Genomic DNA, 16986 nt, shown 5'->3' on the forward strand with positions numbered 1-16986 from the left:
CCAGTGGCCGTATTATCACAAAAAGAACATTTGCCAAAAAGGGCATCTCCCGAAAGGGCACCACGGCATGGAGCAGTACGAGCCAGACCGCCTGTCCCCGGCCCAGGTGGCCGCTATGCGGCGCAGCCTCAGGAACGGCAGGGCCGCCATGACCCGGCGGTCCGTGCTGGGTGGCGCGCTCACGATCGGCGGTCTCGGGGCGCTGAGCGCCTGCGGCATCCCCGCGGCCGGGAGCACCCAGGGCGGTGTCTCCGCGGACGACCACTCGGCTCAGGAGAAGACCGTCAACTTCTCCAACTGGACCGAGTACATGGACGTGGACGAGAGCGAGAAGCACCACCCCACGCTCGACCAGTTCACCGAGCGGACCGGCATCAAGGTCAAGTACACCGAGGACATCAACGACAACAACGAGTTCTTCGGCAAGATCAAGCCGCAGCTCGCCGCCGGCCAGGACACCGGCCGTGACCTCATCGTCCTCACCGACTGGCTGGCCGGCCGCCTCATCCGCCTGGGCTGGGTCCAGAAACTGGACCCGGCCAACCTCCCGCACGCCTACGCCAACCTGTCGGACCAGTTCCGCAGCCCCGACTGGGACCCGGGCCGCGCCTACTCGTACGTGTGGCAGGGCATCTCGACGGTCATCGCCTACAACAAGAAGGCGCTCGACGGCGTCGAGGTGAAGTCCATCTCCGACCTGCTGGACAATCCCAAGCTCAAGGGCCGGGTCGGCTTCCTGTCGGAGATGCGCGACAGCATCGGGATGACCCTGCTCGACATGGACAAGGACCCGGCGAACTTCACCGCGGACGACTACGACGCGGTGATCGCCCGCCTCCAGAAGGCCGTCGACAAGGGCCAGATCCGCCGCTTCACCGGCAACGACTACACCTCCGACCTCACCAGCGGCGACTTCGCGGCCTGCGTCGCCTGGGCCGGTGACGTGGTCCAGCTCAAGGCGGACAGCCCGGACATCGACTTCCTGATCCCGGCCAGCGGCTACATGACGTCGACCGACAACCTGCTGATCCCCAACAAGGCGCGGCACAAGACGAACGCCGAGCGGCTCATCGACTACTACTACGAGCCGAAACCGGCCGCCGAGCTCGCCGCGTACATCAACTACGTGTGTCCCGTCGACGGTGTGAAGCCCGAGCTGGCGAAGATCGACAAGGACGCGGCGAACAACCCGCTGATCATCCCGGACCGGGCCATGGCCGCGAAGTCCCGCGCCTTCCGCTCACTGAGCTCGAAGGAAGAGACCGAGTTCGAAGAGAAGTTCGCGAAGCTGACTGGGGCGTGATCACCGTGAAGACGACCGACAAGACCGACCACGGCGGCGATGTCCGCCTCTCCGGCATCAGCAAGACCTACGGCTCGTTCACCGCCGTGCACCCGCTCGAACTGACCGTCCCGCACGGCTCCTTCTTCGCTCTGCTCGGCGCCTCGGGCTGCGGCAAGACCACCACCCTGCGCATGATCGCGGGCCTGGAGGAACCTTCCTCCGGCAGGGTTTTCCTCGGCGACCAGGAAGTCACCGATCTGCCGCCGTACAAGCGGCCGGTGAACACCGTCTTCCAGTCCTACGCCCTCTTCCCGCACCTGGACATCTTCGAGAACGTCGCCTTCGGCCTGCGCCGACGCGGCATCGGGTCGGTGAAGAAGCAGGTCGAGGAGCTGCTCGACCTGGTCCAGCTCGGCGAGCAGGCGCGCAAGAAGCCGCACCAGCTCTCCGGCGGCCAGCAGCAGCGCGTCGCCGTGGCCCGCGCGCTGATCAACACCCCCAAGGTGCTCCTCCTCGACGAGCCCCTCGGCGCCCTGGACCTCAAGCTGCGCCGCCAGATGCAGCTGGAGCTCAAGCGCATCCAGACCGAGGTCGGCATCACCTTCATCCACGTCACCCACGACCAGGAGGAGGCCATGACCATGGCCGACACGGTCGCCGTGATGAACGCGGGCCGCGTCGAACAGCTCGGCTCGCCCACCGACCTCTACGAGAACCCGCACACCACGTTCGTCGCCAACTTCCTCGGCACCTCCAACCTGATCGAGGCCGAGATCGACTCCAGGAGCGGCGACGACGTCGTCCTCAAGGCGGGCGGCGGCAAGCTGGTGCTGCCCGGGACGCGATGTTCCGCGCCGACGACGACCGGCGGCAGGGTGCTGGTCGGCGTCCGCCCGGAGAAGATCTCCCTCACCCACGCCGACCAGGCGGGCGAGATCCCCGAGGGCCGCAACCGGATCACCGGCAGGATCGCCGACTCCAGTTTCATCGGAGTCTCCACGCAGTACGTCATCGACAGCCCTGTCTGCCCCGAGTTCGAGGTCTACGCCCAGAACATCGACCGCGACGCCCGGCTCGTGCGCGGCGCCGAGGTCGTCCTGCACTGGAACCCCGCGCACACCTTCGGGCTCGACCCGGCCCAGGACATCGACGCCGGCATCGACATGTCGGAAGAGGCGGCCTGATGTCGACGCTCACCGAGGCGCCCCCGCCGCTCTCCCCGACGGCCCCGGCGCAGAAGCCCCCGCGCAAACGTGGCCGCCTGGTGCCGTACTGGCTGCTGCTGCCCGGCATCCTGTGGCTGCTCGTCTTCTTCGCGCTGCCGATGATCTACCAGGCCTCCACGTCCGTGCAGACGGGCTCCCTGGAGGACGGCTACAAGGTCACCTGGCACTTCGCGACCTACTGGAACGCGCTGAGCGAGTACTGGCCGCAGTTCCTGCGCTCGGTCCTCTACGCCGGATCCGCCACGATCCTGTGTCTGGTCCTCGGCTACCCGCTGGCGTATCTGATCGCCTTCCGCGCGGGCCGCTGGCGGAACCTGATCATGATCCTGGTGATCGCGCCGTTCTTCACCAGCTTCCTGATCCGCACGCTCGCCTGGAAGACGATCCTCGCGGACGGCGGCCCGGTCGTCGGCGCGCTCAACACGCTGCACGTCCTGGACGTCACCAGCTGGCTCGGCTGGACCTCCGGCGACCGCGTGCTGGCCACGCCACTCGCCGTCGTCTGCGGTCTGACGTACAACTTCCTGCCGTTCATGGTCCTGCCGCTGTACAGCTCGCTGGAACGCATCGACACACGCCTGCACGAGGCGGCGGGCGACCTGTACGCGCGGCCGGCCACGGTCTTCCGCAAGGTCACCTTCCCGCTCTCGATGCCCGGAGTGGTCTCCGGCACGCTGCTGACCTTCATCCCGGCGGCGGGCGACTACGTCAACGCGGACCTGCTCGGCTCCACCGACACCCGCATGGTCGGCAACGTCATCCAGAGCCAGTTCCTGCGCATTCTCGACTATCCGACCGCCGCGGCGCTCTCCTTCATCCTCATGGCCGCGATTCTCATCATGGTCACCGTCTACATTCGCAAGTCCGGCACGGAGGATCTGGTTTAAATGACCTTCGTCAAATGGCTCAAGCACCATCTCGTCGTCATCGCCGGACTGCTGACGCTCGGATATCTCCTGCTGCCGAACGTCGTTGTCACGGTGTTCTCCTTCAACAAACCGAAGGGCCGCTTCAACTACGAGTGGCAGCAGTTCTCCACGGACGCGTGGAAGGACCCGTGCGGGGTCGCCGACATGTGCGGCTCGTTGTCGATCAGCCTCCAGATCGCGGTGTGGGCGACGATCGGGGCCACGATCCTCGGCGCGATGATCGCCTTCGCGCTGGTGCGCTACCGCTTCCGCGCGCGGAGTTCGGTCAACTCGCTGATCTTCCTGCCGATGGCGATGCCCGAGGTCGTCATGGCCGCCTCGCTGCTGACCCTGTTCCTCAACATGGGCGCCCAGCTGGGATTCTTGACGATCCTCATCGCGCACATCATGTTCTGCCTCAGCTTCGTCGTCGTCGCCGTCAAGGCGCGCGTGATGTCGATGGACCCGAGCCTGGAGGAGGCGGCCCGGGACCTGTACGCCAGTCCCGCACAGACCTTCCTTCGGGTCACCCTGCCGATCGCCGCCCCCGGAATCGCGGCGGGCGCGCTGCTCGCCTTCGCGCTCTCCTTCGACGATTTCATCATCACGAATTTCAACGCGGGCTCGACCGTCACCTTCCCCATGTTCGTCTGGGGTTCGGCACAGCGCGGAACGCCCGTTCAGATCAACGTCATCGGTACGGCCATGTTCCTGGTCGCCGTACTTCTCGTCCTGGCCTCGATGGTCATCGGGAAACGCCGCACCAGGCAGAAGGCGTAACCGGAAGACCCCTGTAGGGAGTTGACATCATGGCCCCGAGCGCCATGAACAGGTGGACCAGATCCCTTTCCGAGGCCCAGCCGGTTCCGTACTGGCTGGACGACCCTGGCAAGCCCCGCCCCGAACCCGCGCTCACCGGCGTCGAGATCTGCGACCTCCTGGTCGTCGGCGGCGGCTACAGCGGACTGTGGACCGCGCTCCTCGCCAAGGAACGGGACCCCGGGCGGGATGTCGTGCTGCTGGAAGGCCGCGAGGTGGGCTGGGCCGCCTCCGGCCGCAACGGAGGCTTCTGTGCCGCCTCCCTCACCCATGGCCTGGCCAACGGACTGACTCGCTGGCCGGGCGAGATCCACAAGCTCCAGGAACTGGGCGCCCGCAACCTCGACGAGATCGAGAAGGCGGTCGCCCGGCACGACCTCGACTGCGACTTCGAGCGCACCGGCGAGATCGACGTGGCGACCGAGACGTACCAGGCGAGGGAACTGCGCGACTGGTACGAGGAGATGGAACGCGAGGGCTTCGCCGACGGCGTGGAGTTCCTGGACACGGAGGCGGTACGGGAACAGGTGGCCTCACCGACCTTCCGGGCGGGCCTCCACGACAGCCGGGGCGTGGCCATGCTCCACCCGGCGAAGCTCGCCTGGAACCTGAAGCGGGCGTGCGTCCGACTCGGGGTCCGCGTCCACGAGCACACCCCCGCCCTCACCCTGAAGCCGTACGGCGCCGGGATGGCCGTACGCACTCCGTACGGCCAGGTCCGCGCCCGCAGGGTCGCGCTCGGCACGAACATCTTTCCCAGCCTGGTCAGGCGCGTGAGGGCGTACACGGTCCCGGTCTACGACTACGCGCTGATGACCGAGCCCCTGAGCGCCGACCAGTTGGCGTCCATCGGCTGGAAGAACAGGCAGGGGCTGGGGGACAGCGCCAACCAGTTCCACTACTTCAGGCTGTCCGCGGACAACCGCGTCCTGTGGGGCGGCTACGACGCGATCTACCCGTACGGCGGCCGGGTGCGCGCCGAGTACGACGACCGCCCGGAGACCTACGCCAAGCTCGCCCGGCACTTCTTCACCTGCTTCCCGCAACTGGAGGACGTCCGCTTCACCCACGCGTGGGGAGGCGCGATCGACACCTGCTCGCGCTTCTCGGCGTTCTACGGCACGGCCCACCACGGGAAGGTGGCGTACGCGGCGGGCTACACGGGCCTCGGGGTCGGGGCCACCCGGTTCGGCGCGGACGTGATGCTGGACCTGCTGGCGGGGGAGTCCACGGAGCGCACCTCGCTCGAAATGGTCCGCAAGAAGCCCCTGCCGTTCCCGCCCGAGCCCTTCGCCTGGACGGGCATCGCCCTCACCAAATGGTCGCTCGCCCAGGCGGACGCGCATGGCGGCCGGCGCAACCTGTGGCTGCGCACGATGGACCGCTTGGGCCTGGGCTTCGACAGCTGATCCCACCTGGCTCTCCTCGAACTGGCCATGCACGAGGCGGCGGCGGGCCTGCCACGGTGCTAGGAGGGCCGGCCGGGCGTCCCCCGTCCGGGAACCCGCCCGAGGAACAGCCACAGCGACGAGAGCAGCACCGCACACAGACACCAACTGGCCAGGACATCCAGCGGCCAGTGGTAGCCGTGGCGGACCAGGCCGAAGGAGACGCCCAGGACGAGCAGGGCGCAGGTGGCGAGGAGGGCGCGGCCGGTGTGGGCGCGCAGCCGGGGCAGGAGGAGCAGGGTCGCGGAGCCGTAGGCGAGGGCGGCCGTGGCGGTGTGGCCGGAGGGGAAGTAGCCGGTGCCGGGGGGTACGGCCGGGGTTCCCGGGCGGGCGATGACTTCCTTCAGGGGGACGATCAGGGCCGGGGCCAGGGCCATCACGAGGGCGGCGGCGGTGGCCGGAAGCCACCAGCGGTCTGTACCAGCGCGGCGGGAGCGCCAGGCGACATGGGCCAGCGCGAGGACCAGGACCGGGACCGCGACCTGGACATTGCCCAGGTCGGCGAGGAGTTGGGAGATGCGGTCCGGGTGGACCAGGGCGCGGCTGGCGCGCTCGTCCACGCGCACCAGCGGGCCGTCGGCGACGACCTGCCAGGTGATCAGCGTGAAGAGGAGGGCCGAAAGCCCGAGCATCCCGAGAAGGAGGAAGGAGGCCGGCCGCCCCGGAACAGGGGGGGTGGTTCCGGGGCGGCCGATCGGATCGGATGGTCGCGCGCCCCGGGGGGTTTGGGGCGAGCGACTGTCCGATCGGTGAGGAGATCCGGAGCCAGAGGCCCCGTTTGTGTGCGCGAGGGCACGACCAGGTCGAAGCTGGGGAGGCCTCGGCCTGAACTCGCCCGCAGTTTCCCACGGACGGGGTGTATCTCTCATCTGGGTAGAACCTACGGCAGGGGGTGGGCTCACGACAGGCGGAATCGAGTCCTGTCATCTACCTCGCACACCTTCTTCACACCGTCTGCCGTTGGCGCGATCAGCTGTGCGGGGCGACCGTCAGATGCGCGCGAACGCCTGCTCGATGATGTCGAGGCCCTCGTTCAGCAGGTCCTCGCCGATGACCAGCGGCGGAAGGAAGCGCAGGACGTTGCCGTAGGTGCCACAGGTCAGGACCAGCAGGCCCTCCTGGTGGCAGGCCTTGGCCAGCGCGGCCGTCGCCGCCGGGTTCGGCTCCTTCGTCGTACGGTCCTCGACCAGTTCGATGGCGATCATCGCGCCGCGGCCGCGGATGTCGCCGACGATGTCGAACTTCTCGGCCATGGCGGCCAGACGGGACTTCATCGTCGCCTCGATCGCCTTCGCCCGGGCGTTGAGGTCGAGCTCCTTCATCGTCTCGATCGCGCCCAGCGCGCCCGCGCAGGCGACCGGGTTGCCGCCGTAGGTGCCGCCCAGGCCGCCCGCGTGCGCGGCGTCCATGATCTCGGCGCGGCCGGTCACCGCGGCCAGCGGGAGTCCGCCGGCGATGCCCTTCGCCGTGGTGATCAGATCCGGGACGATGCCCTCGTCCTCGCAGGCGAACCACTGGCCGGTGCGGCAGAACCCGGACTGGATCTCGTCGGCGACGAAGACGATGCCGTTGTCGGCGGCGAACCTGCTGATGGCGGGCAGGAAGCCGGTCGCCGGCTCGATGAAGCCGCCCTCGCCGAGCACCGGCTCGATGATGATCGCGGCCACGTTGTCCGGACCGACCTGCTTGGTGATCTGGTCGATGGCCTGCGCGGCGGCCTCCGGGCCCGCGTTCTCCGGACCGGTCGGCCAGCGGTAGCCGTAGGCCACCGGCACCCGGTAGACCTCGGGCGCGAACGGGCCGAAGCCGTGCTTGTACGGCATGTTCTTCGCGGTCAGCGCCATGGTGAGGTTCGTACGGCCGTGATAGCCGTGGTCGAAGACGACGACCGCCTGGCGCTTCGTGTACGCACGGGCGATCTTCACGGCGTTCTCGACGGCCTCGGCGCCACTGTTGAACAGGGCGCTCTTCTTGGCGTGGTCACCCGGCGTGAGCTCGGCGAGGGCCTCGGCGACCTCCACGTAGCCCTCGTACGGGGTGACCATGAAACAGGTGTGGGTGAAGTCGGCGAGCTGGGCGGAGGCCCGGCGTACGACGGCCTCGGCGGAGGCGCCGACGCCGGTGACCGCGATGCCGGAGCCGAAGTCGATCAGACGGTTGCCGTCGACGTCCTCGATGATCCCGCCGCCCGCCCGCGCGGTGAACACGGGCAGCACGGAGCCCACACCGGCCGCGACCGCGGCGGTACGGCGGGCCTGCAGCTCCTGCGACTTCGGGCCGGGGATGGCGGTGACGACGCGGCGCTCCTGCGGAAGTGCGGTCATGAGAGCTCCCTGAAGATATTGCGAACCGGAGTTTCCGGGTGGGCGTCTTTCGGACGCTTGAGGTCTTTTCTCGCAGGCTAGGACGGGGCATGGGGGGTGGGCATGCTCCATGTGGGCGGTGTCGGCGACACCTATTGTCCGCCGTGGACATGGCGCTGGACATGGCGCTGGACATGGCGGTGGATACGGCGGTGGACATGGCGGTGGATACGGCGGCCGGACCGCGCAGCACCGGCCACCCGGCCGCGTAACGGTGAACTCCCCTTCCGGGGGCGTTAGATTGACTCGCTGATGGTGGACGGAACGGCTGGTCAAGGGGCGAGGGCGAGGGCGATGAACAGCGACGGGACGCAGGACGCGCGGGGTACGCATGCGAACCCGGTGCCACGTCCGGCGGGGCCCCCGGAGGTGCCCGCGATGCCGCCGCGGCCTCCCGCGGCACCGGGCATGCCGCCGATGCCGGACGGCTCGGCCTTCCTCACCTGGCTGCGGGTACCCCGCCCGGAGGCGGCACCGGGCATGTGGCGGTTCGGACACCGGCCCCGCCCCGAGGAGGAGCCCGAACAGATCCCGACCCGGCAGCTGCTCAGCGGCGCGGTGATCGCGTTCCTGGTGGGCTGGCTGGTCTGGTCCCTGCTGTGGAACGGCTACCTCGGCGGCTGGTGGGTGCTGCCCCTGGAACTCTTCACCCCGGACTCCTGGCGGCACAGCGACGACCGCGTAGGCAACGCGGTCCTCTGGTACGGCTACTACACCCTGATCGCCTTCACGATCATGCTCGTCGTCGGCCGTCTCGGTCGCTGGGGCGAGATCTGGCGCCGCTTCGGCCCACCCGCCTGGAGCCGGGCCGCACCGACGCCCGAGCGAACCCGCACCCCCGAGCAGGACCCCGCCGAGTGGCCCGAGCTGCGGGCCGCCGGCGCCGCCGACGCCGCCGAACGGCTCGCCGCCGAGGCCCGCGCCGGGCTGATGCGGGACGTCGACCACGCCCGGATCACCCGCGCCTGGCAGGGCGTACGCGGTGGCCGGCACAGCCTCGCCACCTTCACCGGCGCCGTGCTCCAGGAGGGTGCCGCCGCCTGCCCGCACCCCTCCGGGGAACGCGACCTGCCGACCCGGCTCGCCCGCCACGACCTGGTCACCGGCCAGGTACGCCTCGGTGCCACGGCCGACGACGCCCGCAACCCGTACGCCTACCGCGGCACCGGCCTCGGCCTCGGCCCCGACCTGCTCGGCACCTCCCTGCTCGCCGTCGGGCCGGCCGGCTCCGGCAAGACCGGGACCGTGGTGCTGCCGCTCACCGAGTCCCTGTGCCTGCACGCGCTCGCCGGTCGGGCCGCCGTCGTCGTGGTCGGTGCCGCGGGCGCGGGGCTCGGCCCGGCCGACTCGTACGACGTCGTCGTACAGATCGGGAATCCGGAGTCGGTCTACGACCTCGACCTGTACGGCGGGACGAGCGACCCGGACGAGGCCGCTGCGGTGCTCGCCGAGGCGCTCGTCGGAGACCTCGCCGAACCCCACCAGGGCGGGGACACCCGCCGGTCCACCACCGTCCTCGCCCAGCTCCTCGGGCCGTTCCGGGCGGTCCACGGACGCTTTCCGTCCGTGCCGGAGCTGCGAGGGCTCCTCGACGGCGCTCCGGTGCCGCTGGCCGCGCTGCGCAAGGGCCTCGAGGACGCCGGACAGGAGTCGCTGCTGCGCGAACTGGACGCGCGGGAGCGGCAGATGGGGCACCCGGGGGATGTCGGCGGGGTGCTCGCCGACCGGGTCGCGCTGCTCGACCGGCCCGCCTTCGCCGGGTTCTTCGACACCTCCGGCCAGTCCCGGCCCTTCTCGCTGAAGGCACTGGACCACCCGGTGCGGGTGCGTGTCGACCTGCCCCAGCGCGGGCACGCCGACGCCTCGAAGATGCTGGCCCGGCTGGTACTGGCCCAGTTCACGGCGAGCGTCGCGGTACGGGACGACCGGTCGCTGTTCGCCTGCCTGGTGCTCGACGACGCGACCGGCGTGGTGACGCCCGAGGCGGTACGGGGCATCCAGCGGCTGCGGTCGGGCAACGCCGGGGTCGTGCTGACACTGCGCACCCTGGACGACGTGCCGAGGCCGCTGCGCGGACCGCTGCTCGGGGCCACCGGCTGCCGGATGGCGCTGTCCGGGCTCACACCGTGGGACGGGCAGGACTTCGCCGAGGTGTGGGGCAAGGAGTGGATCGACGCGACGGACGTCACGGACCGGCAGATCATCGCCGAGACCCCGGCGGGCAAGGCGCTCCACATGGTCCGACGGGTGATCACCGGGAAGGCGCCGACCGCGCGGGCCGTGACGGTGCGGCAGGTCGAGCGGGAGCGGTGGTCCGCGTCCGAACTGGCGCACGGGGTGCCGCCGGGGCACGCGGTGCTGTCTCTGACCAACGTGAAGGGGGAGCACGCGCCGCCGCTGCTGGTGGACCTACGGGGTTGAGGTGACGCGCGGACCGTACGGTGAGGCAGAATCACCATAGGTCGTTCATACATGGCGGCCAAAAGATCATAGAGATCACCACGGTCACACATACCTGAAGGCCTCATGCCCCCGACCCTCGCCTCGCTCGTCCATCACTCCGCGCTCAAGCTGACCGTGCGGGCGGGCGGCGACCGCCTGGACGTTCCCGTCCGCTGGGCGCACGCCAGTGAGCTCGCCGACCCCGTGCCCTACATGGAGGGCGGGGAACTGCTGCTGATCACCGCGCTGAAGCTGGACGCCGAGGACCCGGAGGCCATGGGGCACTATGTGCGGCGGCTGGTCGAGGCCGGGGTCGCCGGACTCGGGTTCGCCGTCGGGGTCAACTACGAGGAGACGCCCAAGGCACTGGTCGACGCGGCCGAGCAGGAGGGGCTGCCGCTGCTGGAGGTACCGCGCCGCACCCCCTTCCTCGCCATCAGCAAAGCCGTCTCGGCGGCGATCGCGGCCGACCAGTACCGGGCGGTGACCGCGGGTTTCGCCGCGCAGCGCGAGCTGACCAAGCAGACCCTCACGGCCGGCCCGGAGGGACTGCTCGCCGCACTCGCGTCCCAGGTGGACGGATGGGCGGCGCTCTACGACGCCTCGGGTGCCGTCGTCGCCACCGCGCCGGAGTGGTCGGGCCGCAGGGCCGCCCGGCTGACCGCGGACGTCGAGCGGCTGCGGGAGCGTCCCGCGCCCGCCTCGTCGGTGGTGGGCGGTCCCGGGCACGAGGACCGGGTCGAACTGCACTCGCTGGGCACCGGCCGCCGGCCCCGGGCTGCGCTCGCCGTCGGCACGGCCGCGGCGCTCGGTACGGCCGAGCGGTACGCCGTCCACTCGGCCATCGCCCTGCTGACGCTCACCACGGAACGCTCGCGGGCCCTGCACGCGGCCGAGCAGCGGGTCGGGGCGGCGGTGCTGCGCATGCTGCTCGCCGGTGAACCCGACCACGCCCGGGCGGTCGCCGGGGACCTGTACGGGGAGTTGCTCGACGCGCCCTTCCGGATGATCGTCGCCGAGTCGGCCTCCGCCGCGTCCGCCGCACGGGTCCAGGCCGACAGTCACGCGCGGGCGCGGCTCAGCAAGTCGACGGCCGCGACGCTGGCCGCCGCCGACGCCCAGGGCGATCCGCTGGCGTCGCTCACCGAGGTCCTGGAGTCGGCGGCCGCGCGGTCCGGGGAGACCGTGCTGGTCGTGCCCCAGGGGGACGGCGAGGGGGAACGGCTGGTGGCGCTGGCCGCGGACCGGGGCGCGGCGGTGGCCGCGTGCGCGGAGTACGCGGCGGCGCTGGAGGCCGCGCGGGAGGGGGGCGACACCGCGGCGGAGCAGGCCACCGGCACGGGTTCCGGACCCGGACCCGGACCCGGATCAGGATCGGGGACCGTCGGGTACGAGGACGAGCTGGTCGTGGGGCTGTCGGCGCCGGCCGGGCCGATCGCGGCCGCCGCCGCGTACAAACAGGCCGAGCAGGCGCTGTCGGTGGCTCGGCGGCGGGGGTGGGTGTGTGTCGAGCACGAGCAGATGGCGGCGGGGTCGGTGGTGCCGTTGCTCGCGGACGACGCGGTCAAGGCCTTCGCGGACGGCTTGCTGCGGGCACTGCACGACCATGACGCCCGGGGCCGGGGGGACCTGGTGGCCTCCCTGCGGGCGTGGTTGTCGCGGCACGGGCAGTGGGATGCGGCGGCCGCGGAGCTGGGGGTCCACCGGCACACCTTGCGGTACCGGATGCGGCGGGTGGAGGAGATCCTGGGTCGGTCGCTGGACGACCCGGACGTGCGGATGGAGTTGTGGCTGGCGCTGAAGGCGACGTCGTCGGAGTAGGCGCGGGGGTGTCGGTGCGGGTGCCGTTGCCGGGGCTCTCCCCGGGCGTCGTATCGCCCACCACACCCACAAGCCTCCACGGACGTCCGCCCCCACCCTGCCGAACCGGAGTATTACCACACACCACCTCTACACCCCGGCCAACCACAGCCCACCCACCCCCGCTCTACCGTGGAACGCACCGCACCACCCACCCCCAACGCGGAAGGGCCGGGACTCGTACATGCCCAACGACACTGTGGCGGCCACCCACGCCTTCTGGCTCGCCGGCCGCAAGGCCACCGGCGAGGACACCTTCTCCGTCACCTCCCCGTGGGACGGTCACCTCGTCGGCGAGGTCGCCGTACCGACCGACGCCCAGATCGAAGAGGCCGTGGCCGCCGCGTACGCCGTCCGCGAGGACTTCGCCGCCACCCCGGCCCACGTACGCGCCGCCGCCCTCGACCACGTCAGCAGGCGACTCGTCGAGCGCACCGAGGAGATCGCCCGGCTGATCTCCGCCGAGAACGGCAAGCCGCTCAAGTGGGCGAGGGGTGAGGTCGGCCGGGCCGTCTCCGTCTTCCGGTTCGCCGCCGAGGAGGCCCGCCGGTTCAACGGCGGGGAGGCCCAGCGGCTCGACACCGACGCCGGCGGCCAGGGCCGGCTGGCCCTCACCCGCCGCTTCCCGAAGGGCGTCGTGCTCGGCATCGCGCCCTTCAACTTCCCGCTCAACCTGTGCGCCCACAAGATCGCCCCGGCGATCGCGGCCGGCGCGCCGATCATCCTGAAGCCGGCGCCCGCCACCCCGCTCTCCGGCCTGGTCATCGGCGAACTGCTGGGCGAGACCGACCTCCCGGCCGGCTCCTGGAGCGTCCTGCCCGTCCCGAACGACCGGATGCCCGCTCTCGTCCAGGACGAGCGGCTCCCCGTGATCTCCTTCACCGGTTCCGAGAAGGTCGGCTACGCGATCATGGACTCGGTGCCCCGCAAGCACTGCACCCTGGAGCTGGGCGGCAACGGCGCGGCCGTCGTTCTCGGCGACTACGCCTCCGACGCCGACCTCGACTGGGCCGCCACCCGTATCGCCACCTTCTCCAACTACCAGGGCGGGCAGTCCTGCATCTCCGTGCAGCGGGTGATCGCGGACGCCTCCGTGTACGACCGTCTCCTGCCGCGTGTCGTCGCCGCCGTCGAGGCCCAGGTCACCGGTGACCCCAGTGACGACAAGACCGACGTCGGGCCGCTGGTCAGCGAGGACGCGGCGAAGCGGGTCGAGGCGTGGGTGCGGGAGGCCGTCGAGGCCGGGGCCCGGCTCCTCACCGGCGGCGAGCGGGACGGCGCCTCCTACGCGCCGACCGTCCTCACCGACGTACCGGCCGACACGACCGTCTCCTGCGAGGAGGTCTTCGGACCCGTCCTCACCGTGCGGAAGGTGGACGGGGAGGCGGAGGCCTTCGCGGCCGTGAACGAGTCCAAGTACGGCCTCCAGGCGGGGGTGTTCACCCACGACCTCCAGGTCGCCTTCCGGGCCCACCGCGCGCTGGAGGTCGGCGGTGTCGTCATCGGCGACGTGCCGTCCTACCGCGCCGACCAGATGCCGTACGGCGGCGTCAAGCAGTCCGGGGTGGGCCGCGAGGGCGTGAAGTTCGCGATGGACGACTACACGTACGAGCGGGTCCTGGTCCTGACGGGCCTCGCTCTCTGAGTCACTCCGCGAAGGGGCCCGGCACCGATGCCTTCCGGTGCCGGGCCCCTTCTCTGTGCCGGCTTGCTCCGGACCCTCAGCCGGAGAAGCCGACGTGCGCGAGCCGCAGTGCGCCGCGCAGTCTGAGGTGGACGTCGTGCACGCCCTCGGCGGTCAGCGCGGCGCCGAGGACGGTGTAGTCGTAGGGGCCGCTCCCGGGCGCCTCCGCCGTGAGGACGGCTAGTGCCGGGCCGCCGTCGAGGGAGATCTCCACCGTGCCCTCGCCCGCCGCCGACACGGTCACCGCCGTCACTCCGGCACCGAAGTCGCAGAAGCGGTAGGTCAGTTCACCGGTGTGGCCCGGCGCGGCCGTCACCGCCTCGCCCCGGGCCTTCGTACGGTCGACGATGTCCACGCCGCTCTGTTCGTCGAAGTCGGCCGCGTCCAGGCCGTGTTCGAGCACGGCGCGCGGGGCGGCGGGCTCACCGTCGAGCAGCACCGTCGTACGCAGCCGGACATCCTCACTGGAAGCGCCGGCCATGAGCTCGTACGGGCCCGGCTCCAGGCGCGGGCGACCCTGCGCCACATCCCAGAACTCCAGGGCGGACAGGGGGACTTCGAAGGAGAGTTCCGTCCGTTCGCCGGGTGCCAGTGTCACCCGGCGGTGTGCCACCAGCTCGCGGCGCGGGCGGGGGACCGACGGGTCCGCGGCGCGGGCGTAGAGCTGGGGGACCTCGTCGGCCGTCACGTCACCGGTGTTCGTGATCGTGAAGGAGACCTGCAGGGCCTCGGCGGCGACCCGCACCGCCAGATCGCCGTACGAGAAGGACGTGTACGACAGTCCGTGACCGAACGGGAACAGTGGTGTGCCCTCGAAGTAGAGGTACGTCTGGCGGCCGCCGATCACGTCGTAGTCGAGAAGGCCGGGCAGGTCGGCGTCGTCCGCGTACCAGGTCTGCGGGAGGCGGCCCGCGGGCGAGACGTCGCCGGCCAGCACCCGGGCCAGCGCGGTGCCGGCCGCCTGGCCGCCGTGCGCCGTCCACAGAACGGCGGGCAAAGCCTCGGTGTCGACCGCGTACGGGTAGGCGGAGGTCAGCGCGAGCACGGTGTTCGGGTTCGCCGCGCGGGCGGCGCGCAGCAGCCGCTCCTGCTGGACCGGCAGCCGCAGCGTCGTGCGGTCCTCGGTCTCGCGGCCGTTGATGTGCGGGTCGTTGCCCGCGACCACCACGACCACGTCGGCCTCCGCTGTGACCCGGGTCACTGCGTCCTCGCCGCTTTCGACGACGATGAGCTGGAACGTTTCCGGATTCTCGTCGGCAACCTTCACTCCGTCGGCGGCGACCGACACATGGCGGCCCGTACCGATGTGCCTGAGGAGGTGCCCGCTCTCATGGGATTCACACGGTTCCAACCGGAACGTCTCCTGGACGACCCAGCCTCCGGGCTGGTCGGCGGAGGCGCGCAGCCGGCCGTCCTCGGCCACCGAGAGATAGCGGCCGTCGGGCGCGCGCAGGGTCAGGACGCCCTCGCCCCAGTCGACGAGCGCGAACTCGGTACCGGCCGCGTCGGTGGTGAGCGGAGGCAGATCCGTGCGGCCCGCGAGCAGCGCCGGGTCCAGGGCGCCCTCGGCACCGCGCACCTCGTCGACCGCGTCCGCCGCCTCGGGGACATGCAGGAAGGTGCCGTCACTCGTCCTGAGGAGGACCCGGTCCACGCCCTCCGCGAACTCCACGCGCTCGGCGCCGAAGCGCTCGTACAGGCCCTCCAGCGGGGTCGAGCGGTGGATGAGGGTGCCGCTGTACCAGTCGAGCTTGCACTCGTCGGCGAGCAGACCGACCACGGCGATCCGGGTGTCCGGCGCCAGCGGCAGCACGCCGTCGTTCTTCAGCAGCACCACCGCCTGCTCGGCGGCCTCCCGCGCGAGCGCGCGGTGGGCCGGTGTGTCGAAGTCGCGGGTGTCCGCGTACGGGTCGTGGTGCGGGTCGAACTCGGCGAGCCGGAAGCGGACCGAGAGCTGGCGGCGCACGGCCGCGTCGATGTCGGCCTCGGTCACCAGGCCCTGTTCCAGGGCGCCCCGGACCCGCTGGACGATCTGCGAGCTGTCCGTGCCGTGGTCGGTGAAGCTGTCGACACCGGCCAGCAGAGAGGCCGCCGTGGCCTCCTCGTGGGTGTCGAAGTAGTGCTCGTGGTCGACCAGGTTGGAGGGCGCGCCGGCGTCCGAGCAGACCAGCAGTTCCTCGTCGGTCCAGGTGCGCAGGTACTCGCGCAGATAGGGCGAGACATGGTTCGGGCGACCGTTGACCAGGTTGTACGCCGGCATCACCCCGGCCGTGGCGCCCGCCTCGACCGTCTCGCGGAACGCCCGCAGGTCGTACTCGTGCAGTACCCGCGGGCGAACCGAGCTCGACGTGGTGGCGCGGTCCGTCTCGTTGTTGTGCGCCAGCCAGTGCTTGAGGACCGGCGCGGTGAGCCAGTACGTCGGATGGTCGCCGCGCAGACCACGCGTGTACGCGGTGGCGATGGCCGAGGTGAGCTTCGGGTCCTCCGAGTAGCCCTCCTCGTTGCGGCCCCACAGCGGGTGCCTCAGCAGGTTCACCGTCGGCGCCCAGATGTTGAGGCCGACACGGTCGTCGCGGGCGCGCATCGCGCGGGTCTCCTTGGCCACGGCCTCGCCGACCCGGCGTACGAGATCGGTGTTCCAGCTCGCGCCGAGGCCCACGGCCTGGGGGAACACCGTCGCCGGGCCCATCCACGCGACGCCGTGCAGGGCCTCCTGGCCGGTGCGGAAGGCGGCGACGCCGAGCCGCTCGACGGCCGGGGCGAACTGGTGCAGGAAGCCGGCCTTCTCATCGAGGGTCAGCCGCGACAGCAGATCGTCGATGCGCTTCGCGAACGGCAGGTGCGGATCGCGGAAAGGCGGCGTAGGCGGCGTTTGTGCGGTCACGTGGGGTTCCCCTTGCGATGGAGCGACGAAGCGCTTTCGAAGCGCTTCGATGCTCATTCGGCGCGGG

The 16986-nt window shown here is 71.0% G+C and carries 11 protein-coding genes; 8 read left to right on the forward strand and 3 right to left on the reverse strand.

The annotated features are described in order from the left end of the window. Positions 1-67: 67 nt before the first annotated feature. The 5 genes from AB0H86_RS35325 to AB0H86_RS35345 are packed head-to-tail and all read left to right on the forward strand — an operon-like array spanning position 68 to position 5647. Positions 68-1303, forward strand: a complete 1236-nt coding sequence (locus AB0H86_RS35325; RefSeq protein WP_362448443.1) for a spermidine/putrescine ABC transporter substrate-binding protein — start codon at positions 68-70, stop codon at positions 1301-1303. After that, a complete protein-coding gene (locus AB0H86_RS35330; protein ID WP_362448446.1) occupies positions 1300-2469 on the forward strand; it encodes an ABC transporter ATP-binding protein in 1170 nt (389 codons plus the stop codon). Before AB0H86_RS35325 ends, AB0H86_RS35330 begins: the two co-directional genes overlap by 4 nt. Continuing rightward, positions 2469-3398, forward strand: a complete 930-nt coding sequence (locus tag AB0H86_RS35335) for an ABC transporter permease (RefSeq protein WP_362448449.1) — start codon at positions 2469-2471, stop codon at positions 3396-3398. Before AB0H86_RS35330 ends, AB0H86_RS35335 begins: the two co-directional genes overlap by 1 nt. Continuing rightward, entirely contained in the window at positions 3399-4199 is an 801-nt protein-coding gene (locus AB0H86_RS35340) for an ABC transporter permease (RefSeq protein WP_362448452.1), read from the forward strand. It begins immediately after the preceding gene. A 29-nt stretch (positions 4200-4228) separates the two neighbouring features. After that, on the forward strand, positions 4229-5647 hold the full coding sequence (locus AB0H86_RS35345; protein ID WP_362448455.1) for an FAD-dependent oxidoreductase: 1419 nt from the start codon (positions 4229-4231) through the stop codon (positions 5645-5647). Positions 5648-5706: 59 nt separating this feature from the next. On the opposite strand, the gene AB0H86_RS35350 is transcribed toward AB0H86_RS35345, so the two are convergent. Together AB0H86_RS35350 and gabT are read right to left on the reverse strand one after the other, a co-directional pair. Then, positions 5707-6555, reverse strand: a complete 849-nt coding sequence (locus AB0H86_RS35350; protein ID WP_362448458.1) for a phosphatase PAP2 family protein — start codon at positions 6553-6555, stop codon at positions 5707-5709. 120 nt (positions 6556-6675) lie between these two features. After that, entirely contained in the window at positions 6676-8010 is a 1335-nt protein-coding gene (gene gabT, locus AB0H86_RS35355; RefSeq protein ID WP_362448461.1) for a 4-aminobutyrate--2-oxoglutarate transaminase, read from the reverse strand. Between the two features lie 333 nt (positions 8011-8343). Here gabT and AB0H86_RS35360 point away from each other — a divergent pair, with 333 nt between their 5' ends. The 3 genes from AB0H86_RS35360 to AB0H86_RS35370 all read left to right on the forward strand — a co-directional run bounded on the left by AB0H86_RS35360 (position 8344) and on the right by AB0H86_RS35370 (position 13996). Continuing rightward, entirely contained in the window at positions 8344-10470 is a 2127-nt protein-coding gene (locus tag AB0H86_RS35360; protein WP_362448464.1) for an ATP-binding protein, read from the forward strand. Between the two features lie 105 nt (positions 10471-10575). Next, positions 10576-12312: a PucR family transcriptional regulator gene (locus AB0H86_RS35365; RefSeq protein WP_362448467.1), complete on the forward strand. Its 1737-nt coding sequence runs from the start codon at positions 10576-10578 to the stop codon at positions 12310-12312. Positions 12313-12550: 238 nt separating this feature from the next. Beyond that, positions 12551-13996, forward strand: a complete 1446-nt coding sequence (locus AB0H86_RS35370; protein WP_362448552.1) for an aldehyde dehydrogenase family protein — start codon at positions 12551-12553, stop codon at positions 13994-13996. Between the two features lie 76 nt (positions 13997-14072). Here the strand turns inward: AB0H86_RS35370 and AB0H86_RS35375 are convergent, their stop codons facing one another. Continuing rightward, positions 14073-16919 (reverse strand): glycoside hydrolase family 3 C-terminal domain-containing protein, encoded by a 2847-nt coding sequence (locus tag AB0H86_RS35375; protein ID WP_362448470.1) that lies wholly within the window; start codon positions 16917-16919, stop codon positions 14073-14075. Positions 16920-16986 lie beyond the last annotated feature (67 nt).

The organism is Streptomyces sp. NPDC050997, from assembly GCF_040660135.1.
GTDB lineage: Bacteria > Actinomycetota > Actinomycetes > Streptomycetales > Streptomycetaceae > Streptomyces.